Genomic DNA, 18,021 nt, shown 5'->3' on the forward strand with positions numbered 1-18,021 from the left:
TTGATTGATAGATTAATTCTCCACCCGGAGACCTTCATGACCGCACTCGCCGATCCTCGCCCGAACCTAGCCCTGCGCCGACAGACGGATTTCGCCGACAGCCCGCTGTCGCGCTCCCTGAAGCAGCCGCTTCTGCTCGGCCTGTTCCTCAACCTGCAGGACATCCGCTTCTCCGATCTGCCAACGAGCTCGACCTGGACCTTCGACTACAATGCCGAGGTGGTGAAGCGCGCGGATGCGCTCGGATTCGAGGTCGCCTTCAGCCGCACTCAATGGCTGCCCAAGGGCGGCTATGACGGGGATGCCTCGCTCGACGCCTTCGTGGCCTTGGGCGCGATGGCCGCGGTCACGCAGAACATCCTACTGATCTCGACGATCCATGTGCTCTACGGGCCGTGGCATCCGCTGCATCTCGCCAAGCTCGGCGCGACGCTCGACCACATCAGCAAGGGCCGCTGGGGCATCAACATCGTGACGGGCCATCGTGCCGTCGAGCACGAGATGTTCGGCTGGCAGCGTATCGAGCACGACAAGCGCTACGAGATGGCCGACGAGCTGTTCGACGTGCTGCACCGGCTCTGGAGCGAGGACGACAACTATTCCTATGAGGGGCGCCTCAATCCATGGCGGCTGAACAATGCCTGGATCACGCCGAAGCCACTTTATGGGCGGCCGATCATCGTCAACGCCACGGGATCGCCGGCCGGCATCGACTTTGCCGCCAAGCATTCGGACCTGGTCTTCATCACCTCGCCGGGCGGCTCGCATATCGACAGTGCGATCGAGACGCTGCCGCCGCATATCGCCGCGATCAAGGCGCGGGCGCGGGCTTTCGGCCGCGAGGTGAGGACGCTGATAAACCCGATCATCGTGTCGCGCGACACCGAGGCCGAGGCGCTGGACTACGCGCAGGCGATCTATCGCAACAAGCCGGATCTGAAGGGTCCCACCTTCGCCGCCCACGGCAAGGGCAGCAACCAGGGCTATGACAGCGACGCCCATGCCTGGCGCGGACGCGCGGATTCTGCGCACAAGCAGGGCCTCGGCCTCGGCGGCAATATCGAAATCATCGGTTCGCCGGAACAGGTCGTCGACAAGATCGCCGCGCTGCATGCCACCGGCATCGACGGGCTGCAGATCAATTTCTATGACTTCCGCACCGATTTCGACCATTTCGAGGAGAAGATCCTGCCGCTTCTGAAGCAGCGGGGATTGCGGCTCTGACAGCCATTCCCGCCTGCGTCTCGAATTGACGGCGAGGTCCTGCTTTCGGGCTCACCAGCGCATTGTCTGCGACACACGGCATCGGCCCGAAAAGCGAGATCTGCTTTTCGGGCCGATGCGACAACCAAAAGATGGATCATCATGATCGCGCCCGATCGGGCGCGGCGAGCTAGGCCGCCTGCGATACGACGTCGCTCGCAGCATCGGCGAAGATGCCGGGCACCCGGCCTTCCGGCGGATGACTGGGATCGTTCCAGCCATGGGTGGAGGCATGGCCCGCCGGAACCAGACCGTCGACGAAAGCCTCGTCTTCCGCCGTCAATCGGTAGTTCAGGGCCGGTAGGTAGCTCTCCCATTGAGCCTCGGTGCGGGGGCCTGCGATCGCGGAGCTGATCAGCTTGTTGTGCAGCACCCAGGCGATAGCGAACTCGACTGCGGTCAGGCCGCGCGAGGCGGCATGGCGCTCGATGCGCTGGGCGATGTCGAGCGATTCAGGGCGCCATTCGGTATTCAGAATGCGCGCATCCTTGCGGCCGGCGCGCGTGTCCGCGGCCGGCTCGACGCCCGGCTGGTACTTCGCCGTCAGCACGCCGCGCGCGAGCGGGCTGTAGGAGATGATGCCGAGGCCGTTGAAGGCGGCGGCGGGCAACTGCTCGGCCTCCGCCGTGCGGGTGACGAGGTTGTAGAGCGGCTGGCTCGCGACCGGCCGGTCGATGCCGAGCTGATCGGCGAGATGCGAGACCTCGCTGATCCGGAAGCCGCGGAAGTTTGAAACGCCGAAATAGCGCAGCTTGCCCTGGCGGATCAGGTCGGCGATGGCACGCACCGCTTCTTCCAGCGGCTCGCCGAAGGGGGCGCGGTGAAAGTAGAGGATGTCGATATAGTCGGTGCCGAGACGCTTCAGGCTGGCCTCGACATTCTCGACGATCCATTTGCGCGAGATGCCGCGCTGGTTGGCGCCTGCGCCCAACGGGTTGGCGAATTTGGTGGCGAGCACCCAATGATCGCGATGCTTGGCGATGCCGCGCCCGACGACGCGCTCGGATTCGCCCTTGCCATAGGCATCCGCCGTGTCGATCGAATTGATGCCCTGCTCCCGCGCCCGGTCGATGATGCGATGCGAGGTCGCCTCGTCGGTTTCGCGGCCGAACATCATCGTGCCCAGCGTGATCGGCGAGACGCGCAGCGCGGAGCGGCCGAGATAGCGATAGTCGATGGCGGTCATGACAACTCCGATGGTGTCGCTGGCCGGCACGGCCGGCGGAGGATGAAAATCAGGGCGTCCCCGAGAGATGGGGGTTCAGCGCGTCATTGATCGCGTCGCCGAGCAGGTTGAGGGCGAGCACGGTGAAGACGATCGCGAGACCGGGAATGGCGGTCAGATACCAGGCCGTCCGCAGCAATTCGCGGCCCGCGCCGATCATGCTGCCCCAGCTGACGAAATTGGGGTCTCCGAGGCCGAGGAAGGAGAGCGCCGATTCCATCAGGATCGCCGAAGCGACGAGGATCGAGGCGGTGACGACGATCGGGGACAACGCATTGGGCAGAATTTCGCGCAGGATGATCCGCGCGGGACTCGCGCCCATCGCCCGGGCCGCGGTCACGAAATCGGCTTCGCGCAGCGCGCGGAATTCCGCGCGCGACAGGCGGGCGACGGTCGGCCAGGTGACCAGCGCGATCGCGATGGTGACGGTCTCGACCCGCGGCTGGGCGATCGCGACGAGAACGACGAGCAGGATGAAACTCGGAACGGTTTGGAAGATTTCGATCAGGCGGACGAGGGCATTGTCGACGCGCCCGCCATAGAAACCGGCCGTTGCCCCGATCGCCAGGCCGACGCTCACGCCCAGGATCATCGCCGTGAAGCCGACGAGAAGAGAGATGCGCGCACCCCAGACGAGGCCGGCCGCGACGTCGCGCCCGAGCGAGTCGGTGCCGAGGGGGTAATCAAGGTTCTGGCCGGGCCAGAGGAACGGCCGCGCCACCATCGCTAGCGGATCCTCCGGATAGAGCCATGGCGCGGCGACAGCGGCCAGCGTGACCAGTGCCAGGAAGGCCAGCGCGCCGAGGCCCGCCGGATTGCGCAGAAAGGCGCGCACGGCCCGATTTCGCAACAAGGCGAATCCGGGGCGCCGAAGGCCGGGAGCGGGCTCTACCCGCGATACCGCCGGGTTTGGCAGCGGAGGTTGGGCCGCTTCGGCGACGATGGGCTCCGGGACCGACCAGACCGTGGCGGCTACAGCGGTTGGTTGAGGGTGCAGCACGGTCATGTTCCGACCTCGATGCGCGGATCGAGCCAGGCCTGGACGAGGTCGACCACCATGTTCACGAAAATGACGAGGAGCGAGGAGAGCAGGAGGATCCCGAGCAAGACGTTGAAGTCCCGCCTCATCACGGCTTCGAAGGCGAGCCGGCCGAGGCCCGGCCAACTGTAAACGGTCTCGACGACGACGGCGCCTCCGAGAATGCCGCCGAAATGCATCCCTGCGAGCGTCGTGACGGGAAGCAGCGCGTTGCGCAGGATATGGCGGGACGCGATCTCCGTGCGCGACAATCCCTTGGCCGCCGCCGTCCGCACGAAGTCGCGCGAGGAGACTTCGAGCACGGCCGCGCGCGTCAGGCGCGCATAGATCGCGACGTAGAAGAGGGCGAGCGACGTACCCGGCAAGACCATATGGCGCAGGCGATCGAGCAGTCCTTCCACACCGGTCAGGCCGGCCCCGATCGTCTCGGACCCACCGCTCGGGAGCCAGCCCAGCCTTACCGAGAACACCACGATCAGCATCAAGCCGATCCAGAAGCCCGGAATGGAGTAGAACAGCAGCGAGCCGATCGAGATGACGCGGTCCGCCCAGCGGCCGCGGTTCAGCGCCATGATCGCGCCGAGCAGGATGCCCAAGGCCAGCGCGATCGTCAGCGCGAACCCCATCAGCAGCAGGGTCCCTGGCAGGCGTTGGCCGATCAGTTCCGCGACGGGCATGTTGTAGCGCGGAGAAAAGCCGAGGCTGCCTTGCGCGAGGTTGCCGAGATAGGCGGCAAGCTGGCTCAACAGCGGCAGATCGAGCCCGAAACGCTGGCGCAGCATCGTCATCGTCTCTTCCGTTGCGGCGCCGGACTCCCCCGCCATCACGTCCGCTGCGTCCCCAGGAGCGAGTTGGAGCAGCAGGAAATTCAGGATCACGATGCCGATCACCGTCGGCACGGCCTGCAGGGCGTTGCGGCTGATCACGCCAAGCAGGCGCGATGATGACTGGCTCATGATCAGCCCTATATCGGTCGATGAAGTCGGTTACCCGCGCGATGTCGTCGCCGAAGCTCCCGTCTCAGTTGGCGGACAGGCTGGCCGCGTGCCGGATCCACAGGGCCGATGCCGCGGCCCGATCCCGCCGCGCCAGCAACTGGTCCAGAAGCCTGAGGCCGGCGGGCCAGCCGCCATGGCCGGAGGCGACGTTGATATGGCCGGCATCACCGGCCTCGACGAAGGCGGCGTCCCACATATTGGCGATGACGCGGGCCCGCTCGATATTCATATAGGGATCCGTCCGGCTCGCGACGACGATCGCGGGGAAGGGTAACGGCTTGTCCGGAACCGGGCCGAAGGATGCGATGCCGCGGATACGCGACGCCCGCAACTCGGGATCGGCCGGAGCGGCGAGGAGCGCTCCGCCGATATCGAGATCGGGATAGCGGTCGGCCAGATGGGCGATCAAGGTCGAGCCGAGGCTGTGACCGACCAGCACGGCGCCCGGCCGGCGTTCGACATGGCGGCGCAAGGTCGACAGCCAGGCTTCCAGCTCCGGGGCATCCCAGTCGTCTTGCTCGACACGTTCGACGCCGTCGATTTCGCTTTCCCAACGGCTCTGCCAATGCGCCGGCTCGGAGCCGTAGAGACCGGGGACAATGAGGACGGTCATGGGGAGTCTCCTATTGCTCCCCATCATCCCGCCGTGTGTCTCGTTCGGTCAATGAAACGTATTCGCAAATTTGGACTGATTTAGAGGACGAACGCCCTCCGCCTCCTCGTGCTGGAGAAGCTCGGCCCATCCTGTCTGCGGATTGAGCAGCGGCCCTAGATTCCTGCGCCGGCCTGGAGCTCGTCGTCGAGCTGGCCGTAGACGCCGCGCCAATAAAGCAGCGCGCCTTCGTCCTGGGCGTGTCTGATGGCTTTGATCCGGCCGATCAGGATGGTGTGCGAATGACGCTCGAGCGCCTCTTCAGTTTCGCAATCGAGAACGGCGAGAGCGCCGTCGAGCGTGGGCGCGCCGGTGACGAGACGGCCCCAGCGGCCTTCCTCGAAGCGGGCCTCGCCCTTGAAGCCACCCCGTCCGGCGAAGCGATCCGCAATCGAGCGATGGCGGGCGGCAAGCACGTTGATCGCGAAATGGCGGGAAACCTCGATGGTCGGCCACGCCGAAGCGCTCTTGTTCACGCAAACGATGACGGTCGGAGGTTCGGCCGACAAGGCTGTTAGCGAGGTCGCGGTCAGGCCCGCTCGCGCGCCGCCATGCGCTGCGGTCACGATACTCACGGCTCCGGCGACATTGCGCATCACCGTCTTGAAGGCATCTGCCTCGATGTCGTTGGCCGCGAGCGGCGCCAGCTGCCGGTTCATGCGATCACCCGTACGATTGCTGCGGCGCCTCGAGGCCGCACAATCGTCCTAGGGCAGGCTCTGCAATTTGTCTATTATATGACTAGACAACATCAGGCCGCGTCTGCGGCACCAGGCCGCTGCCCTCGCGACCGGTGGACGAGGTCCGCGATGGTCGTGTTGTCGACGACGCTCGCCATCGCATCCCGCACTTCGCTCATGACCGAGCGCACTGGACAGATGTCGATGTCGCCGCAATCGCTACAGGCCTTGAACGACGAGCGACTCGCGCAGGAAATCGGTGCGATCGGGCCTTCCAGAGCGCGAATCACGGCGCCGACCATGATCGTGCGTGCCGGTTTGGCCAGGGCATAGCCGCCACCGGGACCTTTCTTGCTGCGCAGCATGCCAGCATTGCGCAGGTCGAGCAGGATCGCGTCGAGGAACTTCTTGGGAATGTTATTCTTCTTTGCGATATCGGCGACCTGCGTCGTCTCGCCGGCTTCCAGCTTGGCTAGATGCACGATGGCCTTGAGGCCGTATTTGCCTTTGTTTGTCAGCACAGGCATGCCCCGCCGCGAAAGAAGTATATTCTATCTATCAATAATTCTGGAGCGTGCAAGATCATGCTCCCAGGGGTGTGAATTGTGGAGGATCCTTCCGTTTGTTTTCGCTTGCCTCAGCGACGCCGGGTTGACGGATCACAGGAGGTTTCGCCGTACCAGAGGCAGAAACGCGCCGATCTTGTGCCTTGCCGGTATGGAGTGTGGAAAGCCGAAGGGTCGGCTCTGGCCATATGACATGTCGACCATTTGCCCGCGCATCGTTGGAATGCCGTCCGTTGAGCCGGAACAAGATTGGCATCGTTGAACCCAAGAACAAGGCTAGAGCCGATCGACCTTGTGCTCGGAAGAGTGGTTGCCGTCTGATCTTGGCGATCCAGCACGTCTGCGGAGAATTGCTTGCGGCGTGTGTTCGAACGACGGCAAATTCAGTTTCTCTCTCGAAAACATACGGAAACATTTTCCCTGAGGCCGATGCCATAAGGTTTGCGAGCGACTTCCGGCCCGGCCGCTGCTTCCAACCACCTGATCATGGCATGATCGGTCGTCGGACTCTGCCTGCGCCGGCGGCTGCCGTGTGCGGGTACAGGGTTCGCGTTTTTCGAGAACGTCACATTGCGAGCTTGTTCCAGCTCTCATGCAAGGGACTTACCTATGGACGCGATCGATCGACAAATTCTCACCGTGCTGCAAAACGATCTCGACATCTCGATCGCCGAACTCGCCAACCAAGTCGGGCTGACGCAAACGCCCGCCTGGAAGCGCGTTCAGAAGCTTGAGCAGGCTGGGGTGATCCTGAAGCGCGTTGCGCTCGTGGCGCCCGAGAAGATCGGGCTCGGCCTGACTGTCTTCGTGCAGATCGTGGCGCCCGATCACTCTGCCGAATGGCTGCGGAATTTCGCCCAAACCATTTCGGACCTGCCTGAGGTTATGGAATTCTACCGGATGGCGGGCGATATCGACTACATGTTGCGCGTCGTCGTCGCGGACATGGCCGCATATGAAGCGTTCTACGAGAATTTGATCGAGACGATCCCGCTCAAGACGGTGACTTCACGCTTCACCGTGGAGCGCTTGAAATCGACGACGGCTTTCACGGTCTCGGAACCCCCACAATCGTGATCAGCGCCACAAGTGGCGCCGCTATTGCTGCTGCACGTCGCGGGGGGCGGATGCGGCCCGCGTAGAAATCCTCCTCTAAGGTGGCCGTGACGCTTCAGACTTTCCAATCTGCTGAGCGAGCGACAAATAATCTACTAATTTCATATTCTAATGTTGACGAGCTGGATGTTCTGACTCCAAAACTGGGCCGTTGGCACTCCCGGATGGGGAGTGCCAAGCCCCTTCAGGTCCCAGGAGATTTCAATGGCATTTCGCCCGCTTCACGACCGCGTCGTGATCCGTCGTCTGGACGGCGAGGAGAAGACGAAGGGCGGTATCATCATTCCCGATACCGCCAAGGAAAAACCCCAGGAAGGAGAGGTTGTCGCCGTAGGCGCCGGCGCCCGCGACGAAAGCGGCAAGCTCGTGCCACTCGACGTCAAGAAGGGCGACCGAGTCCTCTTCGGCAAGTGGTCCGGCACCGAGGTCAAGATCGACGGTCAGGACCTCTTGATCGCCAAGGAATCCGACATTCTGGGCGTCATCGGCTGACGCTGCGCAACTCGCTTCGAAGGAGAGCAGCATGGCTGCCAAAGATGTGAAGTTTTCCGCGGATGCACGCGAGCGCCTGCTGCGCGGCGTCGATATTCTCGCCAATGCCGTGAAGGTCACGCTGGGTCCCAAGGGCCGCAACGTCGTGATCGAGAAGTCGTTCGGCGCCCCGCGCATCACCAAGGACGGCGTCACCGTCGCCAAGGAAATCGAGCTCGCCGACCGGTTCGAGAATCTGGGCGCCCAGCTCCTGCGGGAAGTCGCCTCCAAGACGAACGACCTTGCCGGTGACGGCACCACGACGGCGACCGTGCTGGCCCAGTCGATCGTCCGCGAGGGTTCGAAGGCGGTTGCCGCCGGCTTCAATCCGCAGGATCTGAAGCGTGGCATCGACCTTGCGGTCGCCGAGGCGGTCAAGGACCTGGAGAAGCGCGCGACCAAGGTCGCCAAGACGGACGAGATTGCGCAGGTCGGTACGATCTCGGCGAACGGCGACGCCTCGATCGGGGCGATCATCTCCGAGGCCGTGCAGCGTGTCGGCAAGGAAGGCGTGATCACGGTCGAGGAGGCCAAGAGCCTCGAGACCGAGCTCGACGTCGTCGAAGGGCTACAGTTCGACCGCGGCTATCTCTCGCCGTATTTCGTGACCAATGCCGAGAAGCTCCTCGTCGAGTTCGAGGACCCCTACATCCTCATCCATGAGAAGAAGCTCTCTTCGCTGCAGTCACTGCTGCCGATCCTCGAGGCCGTCGTGCAGACCGGCAAGCCGCTGCTCATCATCGCCGAGGACATCGAAGGGGAGGCGCTGGCCACGCTCGTGGTCAACAAGCTGCGCGGCGGCCTCAAAGTCGCGGCGGTGAAGGCGCCCGGCTTCGGCGATCGCCGCAAGGCGCTGCTGGAAGACATTGCGATTCTCACGGCCGGTGAGACGATCTCGGAAGATCTCGGCATCAAGCTGGAAAGCGTGACGCTGGGCCAGCTCGGCCGCGCCAAGAAGGTTCGGATCGACAAGGAGAACACCACCGTCGTCGACGGCGCAGGGAAGAAGAAGGCGATCGAGGCGCGTGTCGCGCAGATCAAGGCGCAGATCGAGGAGACGAGCTCGGATTACGACCGCGAGAAGCTGCAGGAGCGTCTGGCCAAGCTGGCCGGCGGCGTGGCGGTGATCCGCGTCGGCGGCGCGACCGAGATCGACGTCAAGGAGAAGAAGGATCGCGTCGACGACGCGCTCAACGCTACGAGAGCGGCTGTGGCCGAAGGCATCGTGCCCGGCGGCGGCGTCGCCCTGTTGCGGGCGAAGGCGGCCGTCGCGAAGCTGAAGAGCGACAACGACGACGTCAGCGCCGGCATCCAGATCGTGCTGAAGGCTCTCGAGGCGCCGCTCCGCCAGATCGTCGAGAACGCCGGTGTCGAAGGCGCCGTGGTCGTCGGCAAGCTGCTGGAGGCGAAATCCGCGACCTATGGCTACAACGCGCAGACCGAGGAATATGTCGACCTGATCCAGGCCGGCATCGTCGATCCGGTCAAGGTCGTGCGGACGGCCCTGCAGGATGCGGCGTCGGTTGCAGGCCTGCTCGTCACCACTGAAGCCCTGATCACCGAGGCGCCGAAGGACAAGGCGGCGGCACCAGTGCTCCCGCCGGGGGGCGGCCTCGACTTCTGAGGGCGGTCGCGGGCGCTTTTTTTAAGCTTCTCAAACCGGGAGGTGCGCGGTCATCCACGCACCTCCTTCTGCGTGAAGGCGACCACGAAACCGCAGCGGCCGGGCGCGCGCGGCCGACTGAGGCTAGTGGCGCATGCCTCCAACGTCAGTCGATATCGCAGTCCTTGGTTTTTGGGCACGGCATGGGCGAAACGATTGTTCTCCATATCCACCGAACAGGCCCAGATTCATCCCGTTATCGGCGACGACAACGCGGTTTCGTTTCATTGACAGAACGATACGTTCGATAAAACGTATAGAAGATTTATTGATTGAGGTTCCCAGATGCTGTCGCGCCGGCACTTTTTCGCTCTTGCAACGACGACCTCGCTTGTCGCCGTTGCCGGCCCGTCAGTCACGTGGGCGGCGGCCCCGGCGAGACGCAACGGCGGGGAGATCACGTTTCTCCTCGGCAGTCTCGACAGCGGTTGGAGCTTAAACGAGAAAGTCGACAATTACACCGGCCAAGTCTGGGGACAGATCGCCGACAAGCTGTTGCATGTCGATGAAAATGGCCGGCCGACTCCTTGGATCGCCGAGCGATGGGAGGCCAACAAGGATGAGTCCGAGTTCATTCTGCATCTGAAGAAGGGCGTCACGTTTTCGGACGGAAGCCCTCTCGATGCGTCAGCCGTGGCTGCCAACATCGACATCTGGGCGAAAGGCGACACCGCCCGCGGCATCGGCCGTCTGGGGCTGTTTCCCTCGGCAACGTATGAGCGCGCGGAAGCCGTCGACGATCACACCGTCCGCGTCACGTTCTCGGCGCCGACCCTGAGCTTCCTGCCGACGCTCGGCTATCACAAGACGCTTCTGCGGTCGGTCGCGAGCCTCAATCTCAAGCCCAACGAACTTGGTGATCTTGCGAAGCAGATCGGCAGCGGACCCTTCGTCGTCGAGTCGTGGCGAGAGGGCGACAATGTCGTGCTGCGCAAGCGCCCCGACTACAATTGGGGGCCCGCGGCAATCGGCCATTCGGGTCCCGCCAGCCTCGACAAGATCACGTTCAAGGTCGTGAAGGATGCGGCGCTGCGCGGATCAGCTCTGAGCGCCGGGCAGGCGGATGTGGTTCTGAACATTCCGCCGCAGGAGCTCGAGGCCTTGCGGGCCAAGGGTTTGAAGGTCGTCGTTCCGCCGAGCCTCGGCTTCGTCAGCGGCTTCAGCGTGAACACCAAGGCGCAGCACTTTGCCGAAGCCGCGGTGCGCCAGGCGATCCAGCACGGCATCGACCGGAAGGAAATCCTGGACACGGTCTTCACCAGGGACTGGAAGCCCGCGAAGAGCTTCATCGAATCGAACGTGCCGGAGGTTGGAGATTTCAGCGATCTCCTCGCCTACGACCCGGACAAGTCCAGGCGCCTTCTCGACGAGGCCGGCTGGATGCTCGGCGATGACGGCGTGCGGACCAAGGACGGGGCCAAGCTGCGCTTCAATCTCTACGCCAGCCCCTGGGTCAGCACCTCCAAGCAAGTCGACGAGCTCATCGTCCAGCAGCTCCGCAAGATCGGGATCGCCGTCACGCTTCAGGTGGTCGACATCGCGACCTTCAACGCCAGGGTGCGGAACAACGATACGGTGCCGTTGCGGGAGGTCAGCCGCAGCTTCCTCGATGCCGGCGTGGTGGGGCGCGTGCTAACCGACCTGCACAAGGGCGACAACTGGTTCAAATACGACCAGTCGAACGAAACCTTGAACGCCTTTGCCAAGGCTGTCGACGACGCAACCGACCGGAGTGCTCGCGCCAAGATCCTCCATGACGTCCAGCGCTATGTGCTCGAGCAGGGCCTGTTCATCCCGACGACACAGCTCGTCCAGCGCCTTTTCGTGCAATCCCCGAAACTGCAGGGCGACGCCTACACTGGGGCCGCCTATCCGCTTTATCATGGAGCCTGGCTTGAGCGGTGACCCCGGGCGGGCAGGTGCGAGCCTGCTCGCCCTCGGGCGACGGTGGGCCAAATGGCGAAACACCGGCGCCGGAACCGCGCAGCATTGGGGCTATGCGTGGCGGCGGCTGCTGCAGGCTCTGGTGGTGATCGCACTGGCCTACAGCCTGACCTTCCTGATCATCAACGTGCTGCCGGGCGACCCGATCTCGAACATGCTGCTGGACCCGGAAAACGGGTTCTCTCCAGAGGATGTCGCTCCGATTATCGCGTATTATGGTCTCGACAAGCCCGTGCTTGAGCAGCTTTGGCGTGCGCTGTCCCGTTTTGTCGTAGGCGACCTCGGCATCTCGCTACGCTCCAACCTGCCGGTTTCCGATCTTGTCTCGGCAGCCCTGCCGTCGACATTGCTGCTGGCCTCGGCCGCGCTGGCGGTCGCCCTTGTCCTGGCCTTCGCCATCGCCTTCGCGTCCCAGAACCTGCCTCCTAAATATGGTCAGGGGCTGGTCAGGCTCCTGCCCGCTGCTTCGCTGTCGATACCCGGATTCATCATCGGCATCTTCCTGATCCAGGTCTTCGCCTTTCAATTCGGGCTTTTCCGCATCACCGATGCCAACAGCCTGGCCGCGACGGCCTTCGCTGCCCTCGCGCTTGGCGTTCCGGTCTCGGCGCAGATCGCGGAAGTGCTGATCGCTAACCTCGACCACGAAGCCAAGCAGGATTACTTCTTCGTCGCGCAATCGCGCGGCCTAACCCGCGTCGAGCTGTTCACCCGCCATCAGTTCCGTCCCTCGTCGCTTCCTGTCGTGACGATGATTGCTTTGGCGATCGGAGAGCTGCTGGGCGGATCGCTCATAACGGAGGCCGTCTTCGGCCGCTCCGGGATCGGCTCGCTCGTGCAGGGCGCCGTCGCGACCCAGGACTACCCAGTCATCCAGGCTGTCGTCTCCCTCGCCGCGGTCGTGTTCGTGGCGGTCAACCTCGTGGCGGATCTCGTCTATCCGCTGCTCGATCCGCGGTTGCGCAAGCGAGGTTCCAAGGCGGACGCCGCCGCCGTTACCGGCAGCCAGCGATGACGTTCCATGTTTTCGAGCAGGACGAAGCCGCCGGGAGGGTTGCGCGTTCCGCCAAGATCCCCGGTTCCATCATCCTGGCCTTCGCGGTGATCGCAACGGTTGTCGCATGGTCGCTGCTGCCGGGCCTCTTCACCGGTTACGATCCCTATGTCGGGGAAACGTCCCAGAAGCTGCTGGGCCCGAGCGTGGCGCATTGGTTCGGCACGGACTACCTGGGGCGGGACATGTTCGCGCGGGTCGTCTACGGCGCGTGGTCGTCGGTGACCAGCGCTGCCATCGCGGTCGGGATCGGGCTCGCGGTGGGCGGATTGCTGGGCCTTCTCAGCGGCTTTCTCGGCGGCTGGACCGACATCGTCATCGCGCGTTTCATCGACGTCCTGCTGGCGATCCCCAATTTCCTGCTGGCCGTGGTGATCGTCAGCTCCTTCGGGTTCCAGACCGTCAATGTCGCGATCGCGACCGGCATATCCTCCGTCGCGGTCTTTGCCAGGTTGATGCGCTCCGAAACCTTGCGGACCGGCACCTCCGTGTTCGTCGAGGCCTCCGGGCTGTTGGGCGGATCGCGCTGGCATATCCTGCTGCGGCATGTGCTGCCGAATGCCTATCGGTCGATCCTGGCGCTCGCCGTTCTGCAGTTCGGCCATTCGATCCTGGTCATCGCAGGGCTCGCCTTCCTCGGCTACGGCGATCCGCCGCCCGCCGCCGACTGGGGTGTGTTGGTCGCCGGCGGCAAGGATTATCCCAGCTCGCCCTGGCTGGTGTTTGCGCCGACGCTCGTGATCGTCGGCACCGTCCTTGCCATCAATCGGATCAGCCGCTGGCTGCGCCAGACCAGCTGAGGCACGGCCATGTCGGACCCGCATCGACAAGACGCGCTGCTCACGGTCAGGAACCTGTCCGTGGCCTATGGCCGCCAGACGGTCGTGAGACATGCGACTTTCGGGCTGAAACGGGGGCGGGCGCTCGCGCTCATCGGTGAATCCGGATCGGGCAAGTCGACCATCGCCAAGGCGGTGCTCGGCCTCTTGCCTGAAGGCGCCGGGATCGCTGGAACGATCGGTTTCGAGGCGCATCAACTGACATCGCTGAGCGCAGGCGCCTTCCGTGCCCTGCGCGGCCGGCAGATCGGGTTCGTGCCGCAGGACCCGCAGAACGCGCTCAACCCGGTGCGGACCATCGGGGCCCATGCGCACGAAGCCGCCCGCCTGCTCGATCTGAGCGACGGCCGTGCCGAGCGGGCTGCGATTCTGGACGCGCTGGAGCTGGTCGGGCTGACCGAGCCGGAGCGGATCTACCACGCATATCCACATCAGCTTTCGGGCGGCATGCTGCAACGCGTGCTGATCGGCCTCGCGGTTTTGCCGAAGCCGGCTCTGATCGTTGCCGACGAGCCGACCTCGGCGCTCGACGTGACCATCCAGAAGCGCATTCTGGACCTGCTGTCCGGCCTGCGGGAAACGCTCGATCTCAGCCTGCTGCTGATCACGCATGACCTCGCGATCGCGGCCGAGCGCGCCGAGGACGTCGTTGTTCTCCGCAACGGCGAGATTCAGGAGGCGGGTCCTGCGGAGCAAATCATCTTCCGGCCGTCCTCGGCCTATGCGCGCAAGCTCCAGTCCGATGTTCCTGCGCTGAATCCGCATCGCTTTCGGACAGCGAGCCGCGCGGCGGCCCTCGAGCAGGGCGGCGACGATGTCCAAATCAAGGTCGAGGCGGTATCGAAGGATTTCGATGCCGGTAGCCGAACGATCCGCGCGGTCGACAACGTCTCCTTTTCGGTCGGCACCAGAAGCACGCATGCCCTGGTGGGAGAATCGGGGTCAGGCAAGACGACGCTCGCGCGGATGCTGCTTGGCCTCGAGACGCCGGATAGCGGCCATATTTCGGTGGCCGGCGCAGGGGTTCATAACCGTTCGGGCCTCGCATTGCGCGAGCTGCGGCGAGGGCTGCAACTTGTCTACCAAAACCCGTTCACCTCTCTCGATCCAAGCTGGCGCGTGCGGTCGATCGTGCGCGAGCCGCTGGATCGCTATGCGATCGGCTCCCGGGAAGACCGGGATCGGCGCGTTCAGGAGACACTCGACGCGGTTGGCCTGAAGCCCGAACTCCTCGATAGGCGGCCTTCGGCACTGTCGGGAGGGCAACGTCAACGCGTCGCCATCGCGCGGGCGCTGGCATTGCGCCCGAGCGTCTTGGTTCTGGACGAGCCGACTTCGGCTTTGGACGTAACCGTGCAGGCCGGCATCATCGAGGCGTTGTTCGCGCTGCAGGAACGGTTCGGCCTGACTTATCTCTTCGTCTCGCATGACCTCTCTCTGGTTCGCCAGGTCGCGGACACCGTCTCGGTGCTGAAGAACGGGCGCATTGTCGAGCAGGGCCCTGTCGATGCGATCTTCGCGGCGCCTCAGGACGCCTACACCAAGACCCTTCTGGCCTCGGTCCCATCTCCAGGCTCGCCGCCTCGCGATCCCGCGCAAGCGGCTGCGCCGGCCGACCCCGCTTTCACCTAAGGACGTGATCCATGCCTGCAAGCCGCGATCGTTTGACCCTTGTCGCCTTTGCCGACCCGAACGCCTTCTACCAGGGTGACGCTGACAAGCAGCGAGATCCGGCCCGTTTCACGATCCAGAACTTCGTCGCGCATGCAAAGCTTGCCGAAAATGCTGGTTTCGATGCGATCTTCAAGCCCGACTTCCTCGGTTTGGACACGCTGAAATCGGATGTCCGCCCGCGGGCGGGCTTCGAGCCTCTGACGCTGCTGGCGGCGCTTTCGCAGCATACCGAGCGGGTCGGCCTGATCGTGACGGAGTCGACCTCCTATACCGAGCCCTACAACGTCGCGCGCTATTTCACCTCCCTCGACAATCTGTCGGGCGGCCGGGCGGGCTGGAACGTCGTGACCTCCTATTATGGTGAGGAGAATTTTGGCGACGGCAGATTGCTGCCGCTGGCCGAGCGCTATCGCAAGGCGGATGAATATATGCGCGTCGTCTACAAGCTGTGGGACGGCTGGCGTCCCGGCGCGGTCTCTCATTCGGCCGAAGGGCACCGCTTCAGCGGCGATCTGATCACCGATACCGACTTCGCCGGGGATTACTTCCGGGTCAAGCAGGCTTTGGACATTCCGCCAGGGCCGCAAGGACGTCCGGTCATCGTGCAAGCGGGAGCCTCCGACGAGGGGCTGGACTTCGCCGCGCGCCACGCCGAAATCGTATTTGCCGCGACGCCCGATATCGAGGCCGGGGCGGCCTTTCACCGGGAACTGAAGCGGCGCGCCGCAGCCCATGGCAGGGACGAGGATTCGCTGAAGGCGCTGCCCGGCCTGAACATTTTCGTCGCATCGACCCCGCAGCGTGCCAACGAGATCTACCACAGCCAGTTCACCGAAAAGAACCTGCTGAAGTATCGGGACAAAATCGTGCGCGAGGCGCCCCTGTTCAAACTGAGCGAACTCGGTCTCGATGAAGTCATCCCCGCCAGTGCGATACCCAGCGAGGAGGAGTTGAATCGGGTCGAGCGGCGCCGCAGCCGCGGCTTGCTCCTCCGTAGTTACTTTGCGCGGCCGGGAGCCACGCTTCGTCAGGTTCTGTCGGGAATCTACGAATTCGGCCATCTGACACTGATCGGCACCCCGCAGACCATCGCCGACGAGGTCGCTCTGTGGTTCGAGCGCAAGGCCTGTGATGGGTTCGTGGTGAAGGGCGGCAATTCTTTTGCCGGCGTGTCGGAAGAGATCCTGCCGATTCTGCGCCGGAAAGGTCTTGTGCGCTCTGATCGAGGCGACACGTTCAGGCAGGCCGTGTTCGGACCCGATCCTCTTGCGAGACGCCGGAGCGCTTGATGCTTCCCTCCGGCTGCGCATCCGTGTGGCTTGTTGCTTTGCCGCAGCCGGGCGCGAGGTCGGTGGCCTGGTGCGGCATGTTTTCTCTGAGATGTGGAAACGCGACATGACAGTACATCCGACCAACCTTGCGCCTGGGGTCGATTCCGAGATCGTCGGAGCGCTGGATCAGTTCGTGGCAATCCGGCGGGATTTGCATCGCCATCCGGAGCTCGCTTTCGAGGAGAGGCGAACCAGCGCCGTCGTTGCGGAGCAATTGGCGCGCTATGGCTACGATGTGACAACCGGTGTGGCGGGAACCGGTGTCGTCGGCGTTCTTCGGAAGGGCGCCGGGACCAAGCGCCTTGGGCTGAGGGCGGACATGGACGCCTTGCCGATCGAGGAAGCAACCGATCTGGAGTATGCCAGTGCGAGCAAGGGCGTCATGCATGCCTGCGGGCACGATGGACATACCGCGATCCTGCTGGCGGCGGCGTGGCGGCTCGCCCGAACGGACTTCTCCGGGACATTGACGCTGCTCTTTCAACCCGCCGAGGAGGTTGGGGCGGGAGCCCGCCGGCTTTTGTCGGAGGGGCTGTTCGACAGCTTTCCTTGCGACGCCGTCTTTGGGCTTCACAACTGGCCGGGCGTGCCGCTCGGCCAGTTCGGCTTCGTCGCCGGGCCGGCGATGGCCTCCGTCGACAAGGCCGAAATCCGCATCGTCGGCAAAGGCGGGCATGGTGCCGCGCCGCATGAGACGGTCGATCCGATCCTCGCAGCCTCGGCCACGGTCCTCGCGCTCCAGAGCATCGTTGCTCGCAACATCGACCCCCGCGATGCCGCCGTCGTCAGCGTCGGTTCGATCCATGGCGGCGAAGCGTCGAATGTCATTCCCGGCCATGTCGACCTCAAGCTGACCATCCGCAGCTTCGATGCCGCTGTGAGGGACAGGCTGGAAGAGCGGGTGAGGGCGATCGCCGGCACCGTCTCCGCGGGCTATGGTGCCCAAGCCGAGGTGAGCTATCGGCGCGGGTTGCCTCCGCTGCTGAACCATGTTGCCGAGACGGAATTGGTTCGCGACGTGGCAACCGCCGCCTTTGGTGTCGACAGGATCGAAGCCGATTTTCGCCCGCGCACGGCGAGCGAGGATTTTGCGTATTATTTGCAGGCTGTTCCGGGCAGCTTCGTCTTCGTCGGCAATGGCGACGGGCCGCCCTTGCATAGCCCGGATTACGACTTCAACGACGCCATCATCGCGCCGGCGGCGAGCCTCTGGGTTCGTCTCGCCCGAGCGTTTCTCGTGTGAACCCGATTTTGCACCTGCCGGTCAAAGCTCGAAGACGAAGCCCGAGCAAATCGTGGCGAGAGAGCGAGACAATTCCAGGGCCATGAGGTGAGGCGCCGATAATAGATTCTATTTGTTGCTGTAGAGAAGTATATTTTTGTCTTTGTTCAAGATATTATTTAGAATATCGCTTTGTACTAGCAGATTTGGTAAAATTATTTTGA

16 protein-coding genes are annotated in these 18,021 nt (G+C 63.9%); 10 read left to right on the forward strand and 6 right to left on the reverse strand.

Translation table 11 applies throughout. The features are described from left to right. Positions 1-36 precede the first annotated feature (36 nt). Positions 37-1,224: an LLM class flavin-dependent oxidoreductase gene (locus AB6806_RS26390; protein WP_370955958.1), complete on the forward strand. Its 1,188-nt coding sequence runs from the start codon at positions 37-39 to the stop codon at positions 1,222-1,224. Positions 1,225-1,393: 169 nt separating this feature from the next. Here AB6806_RS26390 and AB6806_RS26395 read toward each other — a convergent pair whose 3' ends face one another. The 6 genes from AB6806_RS26395 to AB6806_RS26420 all read right to left on the reverse strand — a co-directional run bounded on the left by AB6806_RS26395 (position 1,394) and on the right by AB6806_RS26420 (position 6,378). Next, a complete protein-coding gene (locus tag AB6806_RS26395) occupies positions 1,394-2,449 on the reverse strand; it encodes an aldo/keto reductase (protein WP_370955959.1) in 1,056 nt (351 codons plus the stop codon). A gap of 49 nt (positions 2,450-2,498) precedes the next feature. After that, positions 2,499-3,494 carry an ABC transporter permease gene (locus AB6806_RS26400; RefSeq protein WP_370955961.1) on the reverse strand — a complete coding sequence of 332 codons (996 nt, stop codon included), beginning with the start codon at positions 3,492-3,494 and terminating at the stop codon, positions 2,499-2,501. Then, complete coding sequence (locus AB6806_RS26405) at positions 3,491-4,483, reverse strand: ABC transporter permease (RefSeq protein WP_370955962.1); 993 nt, start codon at positions 4,481-4,483, stop codon at positions 3,491-3,493. The genes AB6806_RS26400 and AB6806_RS26405 overlap by 4 nt, the downstream gene beginning before the upstream one ends. A gap of 64 nt (positions 4,484-4,547) precedes the next feature. Next, entirely contained in the window at positions 4,548-5,138 is a 591-nt protein-coding gene (locus AB6806_RS26410) for an RBBP9/YdeN family alpha/beta hydrolase (protein WP_370955963.1), read from the reverse strand. A gap of 155 nt (positions 5,139-5,293) precedes the next feature. Next, positions 5,294-5,836 (reverse strand): flavin reductase family protein, encoded by a 543-nt coding sequence (locus tag AB6806_RS26415; RefSeq protein ID WP_370955964.1) that lies wholly within the window; start codon positions 5,834-5,836, stop codon positions 5,294-5,296. 92 nt (positions 5,837-5,928) lie between these two features. Continuing rightward, positions 5,929-6,378 carry an RrF2 family transcriptional regulator gene (locus AB6806_RS26420; protein ID WP_370956089.1) on the reverse strand — a complete coding sequence of 150 codons (450 nt, stop codon included), beginning with the start codon at positions 6,376-6,378 and terminating at the stop codon, positions 5,929-5,931. A gap of 654 nt (positions 6,379-7,032) precedes the next feature. On the opposite strand from AB6806_RS26420, the gene AB6806_RS26425 reads away from it, so the two are divergent. The 9 genes from AB6806_RS26425 to AB6806_RS26465 all read left to right on the forward strand — a co-directional run bounded on the left by AB6806_RS26425 (position 7,033) and on the right by AB6806_RS26465 (position 17,818). Further along, entirely contained in the window at positions 7,033-7,500 is a 468-nt protein-coding gene (locus AB6806_RS26425; protein ID WP_370955966.1) for an Lrp/AsnC family transcriptional regulator, read from the forward strand. Positions 7,501-7,743: 243 nt separating this feature from the next. Beyond that, entirely contained in the window at positions 7,744-8,031 is a 288-nt protein-coding gene (gene groES / locus AB6806_RS26430) for a co-chaperone GroES (protein WP_370955968.1), read from the forward strand. A 31-nt stretch (positions 8,032-8,062) separates the two neighbouring features. Then, positions 8,063-9,694 (forward strand): chaperonin GroEL, encoded by a 1,632-nt coding sequence (groL, locus tag AB6806_RS26435; RefSeq protein WP_370955970.1) that lies wholly within the window; start codon positions 8,063-8,065, stop codon positions 9,692-9,694. A 324-nt stretch (positions 9,695-10,018) separates the two neighbouring features. Then, a complete protein-coding gene (locus tag AB6806_RS26440; RefSeq protein WP_370955971.1) occupies positions 10,019-11,638 on the forward strand; it encodes an ABC transporter substrate-binding protein in 1,620 nt (539 codons plus the stop codon). A gap of 106 nt (positions 11,639-11,744) precedes the next feature. Further along, positions 11,745-12,692, forward strand: a complete 948-nt coding sequence (locus AB6806_RS26445; protein ID WP_370956090.1) for an ABC transporter permease — start codon at positions 11,745-11,747, stop codon at positions 12,690-12,692. After that, positions 12,689-13,531 (forward strand): ABC transporter permease, encoded by an 843-nt coding sequence (locus AB6806_RS26450; RefSeq protein WP_370955973.1) that lies wholly within the window; start codon positions 12,689-12,691, stop codon positions 13,529-13,531. The genes AB6806_RS26445 and AB6806_RS26450 overlap by 4 nt, the downstream gene beginning before the upstream one ends. A 9-nt stretch (positions 13,532-13,540) precedes the next feature. After that, the gene (locus AB6806_RS26455) at positions 13,541-15,202 is read left to right on the forward strand and encodes an ABC transporter ATP-binding protein (protein WP_370955974.1); all 1,662 of its coding nucleotides are present in this window, start codon (positions 13,541-13,543) and stop codon (positions 15,200-15,202) included. 11 nt (positions 15,203-15,213) lie between these two features. After that, positions 15,214-16,533: an NtaA/DmoA family FMN-dependent monooxygenase gene (locus AB6806_RS26460; RefSeq protein ID WP_370955976.1), complete on the forward strand. Its 1,320-nt coding sequence runs from the start codon at positions 15,214-15,216 to the stop codon at positions 16,531-16,533. Positions 16,534-16,639: 106 nt separating this feature from the next. After that, positions 16,640-17,818 carry a M20 aminoacylase family protein gene (locus tag AB6806_RS26465; RefSeq protein ID WP_370955978.1) on the forward strand — a complete coding sequence of 393 codons (1,179 nt, stop codon included), beginning with the start codon at positions 16,640-16,642 and terminating at the stop codon, positions 17,816-17,818. Positions 17,819-18,021 lie beyond the last annotated feature (203 nt).

Origin of the sequence: Allobosea sp. RCC_152_1, from assembly GCF_041360765.1 — a bacterium.
GTDB classification, from domain to species: domain Bacteria; phylum Pseudomonadota; class Alphaproteobacteria; order Rhizobiales; family Beijerinckiaceae; genus Allobosea; species Allobosea spartocytisi.

Coding starts and splice junctions, on each gene's coding strand:
- AB6806_RS26390 (WP_370955958.1), top strand. CDS start 37: ATGACCGCACTCGCCGATCCTCGCCCGAACCTAGCCCTGCGCCGACAG.
- AB6806_RS26395 (WP_370955959.1), bottom strand. CDS start 2,449: ATGACCGCCATCGACTATCGCTATCTCGGCCGCTCCGCGCTGCGCGTC.
- AB6806_RS26400 (WP_370955961.1), bottom strand. CDS start 3,494: ATGACCGTGCTGCACCCTCAACCAACCGCTGTAGCCGCCACGGTCTGG.
- AB6806_RS26405 (WP_370955962.1), bottom strand. CDS start 4,483: ATGAGCCAGTCATCATCGCGCCTGCTTGGCGTGATCAGCCGCAACGCC.
- AB6806_RS26410 (WP_370955963.1), bottom strand. CDS start 5,138: ATGACCGTCCTCATTGTCCCCGGTCTCTACGGCTCCGAGCCGGCGCAT.
- AB6806_RS26415 (WP_370955964.1), bottom strand. CDS start 5,836: ATGAACCGGCAGCTGGCGCCGCTCGCGGCCAACGACATCGAGGCAGAT.
- AB6806_RS26425 (WP_370955966.1), top strand. CDS start 7,033: ATGGACGCGATCGATCGACAAATTCTCACCGTGCTGCAAAACGATCTC.
- groES (WP_370955968.1), top strand. CDS start 7,744: ATGGCATTTCGCCCGCTTCACGACCGCGTCGTGATCCGTCGTCTGGAC.
- groL (WP_370955970.1), top strand. CDS start 8,063: ATGGCTGCCAAAGATGTGAAGTTTTCCGCGGATGCACGCGAGCGCCTG.
- AB6806_RS26440 (WP_370955971.1), top strand. CDS start 10,019: ATGCTGTCGCGCCGGCACTTTTTCGCTCTTGCAACGACGACCTCGCTT.
- AB6806_RS26450 (WP_370955973.1), top strand. CDS start 12,689: ATGACGTTCCATGTTTTCGAGCAGGACGAAGCCGCCGGGAGGGTTGCG.
- AB6806_RS26455 (WP_370955974.1), top strand. CDS start 13,541: ATGTCGGACCCGCATCGACAAGACGCGCTGCTCACGGTCAGGAACCTG.
- AB6806_RS26460 (WP_370955976.1), top strand. CDS start 15,214: ATGCCTGCAAGCCGCGATCGTTTGACCCTTGTCGCCTTTGCCGACCCG.
- AB6806_RS26465 (WP_370955978.1), top strand. CDS start 16,640: ATGACAGTACATCCGACCAACCTTGCGCCTGGGGTCGATTCCGAGATC.